The organism is Bacillus sp. 123MFChir2, assembly GCF_000383235.1.
GTDB lineage: Bacteria > Bacillota > Bacilli > Bacillales > Bacillaceae_G > Bacillus_A.
On the sequence record NZ_KB911013.1, the window covers coordinates 1 to 4,489 of the forward strand.

Annotated in this window: 2 protein-coding genes and 1 pseudogene; 1 reads left to right on the plus strand and 2 read right to left on the minus strand. The window is 33.8% G+C overall.

Going from position 1 to position 4,489, the window contains the following annotated elements; genetic code table 11:
- Window positions 1-100 precede the first annotated feature (100 nt).
- Entirely contained in the window at window positions 101-1,159 is a 1,059-nt protein-coding gene (locus H280_RS0122640; RefSeq protein WP_020063373.1) for a sensor histidine kinase, read from the minus strand.
- Window positions 1,160-1,782: 623 nt separating this feature from the next.
- On the opposite strand from H280_RS0122640, the pseudogene H280_RS0122645 reads away from it, so the two are divergent.
- Window positions 1,783-2,280: pseudogene (locus H280_RS0122645) on the plus strand (DUF4158 domain-containing protein); the annotation flags it as partial.
- A gap of 328 nt (window positions 2,281-2,608) precedes the next feature.
- Here the strand turns inward: H280_RS0122645 and H280_RS24260 are convergent.
- A partial coding sequence (locus tag H280_RS24260) for an outer membrane protein assembly factor BamB family protein (RefSeq protein WP_051094801.1) occupies window positions 2,609-4,489 on the minus strand: 1,881 nt, incomplete at its 5' end.

The following is a 4,489-nucleotide window of genomic DNA, read 5'->3' on the forward strand; positions in this document are numbered from 1 at the left end:
GGTATTAGTACATGTACTAGTAAGATTGACTTCATCATATCTAATAAATCTTTCATTTCTCTCTCATAAGTATTACAAAAGTCTTACAAAAGTCTTTCAATCATCTCATTTCCGATGTAACAGGAAGATTAAACCAAAATTCACTCCCTCGTTTACCGTCTGAACGATCTCGCACACCAATTTCGCCTTTGTGCATTTCAATTAATGATTGTGCAATGGATAATCCAAGTCCAGATCCCCCAGATTGTGAACTTCTTGATGGGTCTGTTCTAAAAAAGCGTTCAAATATGCGCAGTTGATCACTATAAGCAATCCCTTCTCCTTCATCACGTACGATGAATTGAACATGCTGTTTCTGCTTATTTTCCTCTATAATTAACTCAATTGTTCCAGACACTGGAGAATATCGAATTGCATTATGTAACAAATTACTGATAACCCGTGCTATCTTACAAGGCATAACCCAGAGCTTAGGCAATGTCTCAGAAACTTGTAATTGCAAATGGATCTGTTTTTCTTCTAATAAAATAGAATGTGAATCCAGTACTTCTAATAGAATACGATCCATATGTGTGAAACTTGGATAAAAATCTTCTTGTCCAAGTTCTAACTTAGAAAGATCAAATAAGTCATTAATTAATCCATTTAATCGTTGTATTTCCTTATGGATTGTCGTTAAGTACTGTGTTTTCATTTCGGGATTTGCAATTACATCATCTTGTAATGCCTCTACCATCAATTGTATGCTAGCCAGAGGTGTTCGTAAGTCATGTGAAATATTCGCAATGAGCTCTGTACGTGCTTTCTCTTCTTCTTCTAACTGAATAAACCCTTCCTCTAAATTTTTAGCCATTTGTTGAAAAGCTGTCGCTAATTCCTTAAACTCTTGTGGTCCATACCCAATTCTATACATCGTTCCAAATTGTCTATCACTAAATTGTTTTGTTAATACAATCAAATTTTGGATAGATTCCGTAATGGGGCGTGTTAATATCCAATAAATTATCGTTGAAAAGGCCATTGCTACGGTTACAATTCCTATGAAAAGCTGTGTCTGTTCTGGTCTAAGTAACATTTTCATTTCGCTATACCAGATAGCAATCAGCATAATGCCGGTACTTAATAGATTCATCAATAACAATTGATTACGTAATTTCATATTGTAGTTCCCCCTTGTTGTAACATAAAACGAATATCAGTAAACCCATCTTATCTTAAACACCTTTCAATTTTCTTTCAAAACTGTAACAAATTTCTTTCAAGAGTATTACTAAAGATCAAAAGGCTGGGTTGAAATTGCGAAACTCACCTTAAACCAAAATGAAATTAATATTTTCATAGCATACCCATAGAAACCTTTTTAAAATTCATTGGTTTAAATACAGAAGAAATAGACACATTATCGTTAACATGAATTAGAAACGGAAATTCACTTGTTTTTCTGTTATATGGATTGAACTCCTTTAAAACAATGAAAGACTTTTGTAACAATTACGAAAGCCTTTTGTAATACTTGTGAAAGTAATTTGAAACATATTGATAATAAGATAAATTTAACCCCAATATATATGCAAAATACTCTATAAAATTGATTAAACCGAGCTTCCCCAAAGCTTCTTTTTTCACAACAAAACCCACAGATTGTTTTCTGTGGGTTTTGTTGTGTTTATGTTTTTTCTTGAACAAGTGATTCTGTTATACAAATAAAAGTCCTTTTTTAGATTAAATTATAAAGCAATTATTTCACTTTATACAAAATAATACATAAAGGAGAATAGGAAGTTGAAAACAAGAGAACTTCTTACTACAGCACAAAGAGAATATTTTTATGGTATTCCCGATTATATGGATGAGAGAGAAATTCTACGTTATTACACGATTTCTCATGAAGAATTACAGATTATAAATAAGCAACGTGGAGCCGCTAATAGGTTGGGATTTGCCATACAAATTGCTTACTTACGCTTTCCTGGAAGACCATTATCTGCGAATGAAAAAGTTCCAGATTTTATTGTACATACGATTGCTAAACAATTAAGAGTTTTACCCTCAGCTATTCAGAATTATGCACGTGAGCGTGATGCAACTCGACGAGAACATTTGATAAAAATCAGAAATATATTAGAATTTCGAACTTTCACTTTAAAAGAATATCGTGAGCTAGCACGTTGGCTTCTCCCTATAGCAATGAAAACAGATAAAGGACATCTTTTAATAGAAGCTCTTATTAAAGAAATGAGGAAAAGAAAGATTATTCTACCGGCCATATATGGGGTACAGCCAAGATACATGTAATTTTGAGCATTAGTCATACATTTATTTCTAATAATACTTGTAATCACGGATTTCCTTACTATTTTTCAACTTATTATCATACAGTTGGAACAAAGTATTTTCAGTAACTAATAGATGGATGATTAGGTTGTACCCATAATAGACAAAACGGCATTTATAAGCTCTATAAATTGCATATGGAAATAAAAGTAAGACTATGACCTATTTTTACACGTGTATATCTCGGCAGGACCCCTTAATGTGCTTTTTAAAAGAAAAAGAGCAGCCATAGCCACTCCTTTTTACAAGCTATTTAATTCTTTAAAAATCGAACTTAATTATCTTTTTTATCAAGATTATTAGAAATTTTATTTAAGATCTCACGTGCTTCTTTCTTTTCTTCTACTGTTAATTTTGCATTCTTACTTTTCGCTTCAACGGATTTCAGTACTTCCATGAATGTACTTTCTTTTGTACATACATTGTCTGTATAGTCATCACCAATAGCTATTAAGGAATAATATCCATCTTTGTCTTCCGGACTTTCATATCCAGCACCTGGAATATACAAATTGCCGTCTTTATCAATTACTATTGAGCTATTAGGACTACCAGAACGAAAATCTGATCTATAAAATTTCCACTTAAGTGTTGCATCGGGGTTTAATGCATACATGTCCCTACTTGTTCTAAAATAAATTACACCATTTTTATCAATTACAGGCGCCTCCCTAACAGCCCCCCCTGTACCTCCAATTGGATACTTCCATTTTAAGGAATAGTCTGGGTTATATGCGTAAAGATAATTTTGTCCACCTACATAAATTGTTCCATCTGTAGAAGAAACCGTAGGTGCAGAAAGCAATCCTTCTTTATCTTTTTCTTTCCATTGATGCACTATGTTCCCATTCTTATCAAAAACATATAAATTTTCCTGTGTATTTACAAATATTTCATTATTTTTACCTAAAGCCAATCCATCACCGTAGTATGTCCCATGAACATATTTATGCCACAATTCCTTACCATCTTTATCATGGGCATAGAGACGTTTATTCCCAAGATCCACGGCTAACGTATAAATGATGCCCTCTTTTGAAATAAGCGTGGCTCCTGCCGATCCACCCTCTATTTCATTTGATGACCACTTCTTTGATCCATCTGGATTATAAGCATGTATCGCTTTTCCACGTAAATAAATCGTACCGTCATGACCCAAAACAGGATCTCCACCTAAACTTTTCACTTGCCATTTAATTGAACCATCTGGATTTACAGCAGTTAAATTACCTGTGCTAACATAAATAGTTCCATCTTCCGCAATAACTGGAATACTATCCATTGTTACCAGATTATCTTTAGCCCATTTAACAGATCCATCTTTATTAAGTGCATATAGTTTTCTATTCTGGTTTGCTGCATAAATAGTACCATCGCGCCCAATCGCTGGAGGGGTATAGAATTGTTGGATCCGATTACCAAAGGAACCATCTTTATAGTAAACTTTATAATCCCATTTTACCTTAGGAGTTTCAGTTCCTGTAAAAGGTGAGTTTCTATTCCAATTCTGCCCGAAAGGAGCTTCAGCTTGTAAATCATATTTTCCTTGTTCAAATTGTTCACCTTGCGTGATACTAGAAAGTTTATTTAAGATATCACGTGCTTCTTCCTTTCCTTGTTCACCTTGTGTGATACTAGAAAGCTTATTTAAGATCTCACGCGCTTCTTTCTTTTCTTCTTCTGTTAATTTCGCATTCCTACTTTTCGCTTCAAGGGATTTTAGTACTTCCATCGATGTACTTTCTTTTGTACATACTTTATCTATATACGTGTCTCCGATTGCGATTAGAGAATAATAATAAGAATCGTCTATAAGTGATCCACCAGCCCCTACAGTATATAGAGTGCCATCCGCATCGATTGTTATAGAATTATTTGCACTAGTGTTAGTTAATGCAAGTGGCATTTTCCATTTTAATGTTCCATCTGGATTTAAGGCATGTATTTCATTGGATGCTTTAAAATAAACGATACCGTTTTTATCAATTACTGGTGATTCCGTAACGACTCCAGCAGAATATTTCCACTTTAATGTATAATCTGGATTATACGCAAAGATACCATCCGCACCACCAACGTAAATTGTTCCATCTTTTGAGTAAATTGTAGGAGCTGAAGATGAATGGTTTGCGGATTGTGTGCTCCATTTTTTAAT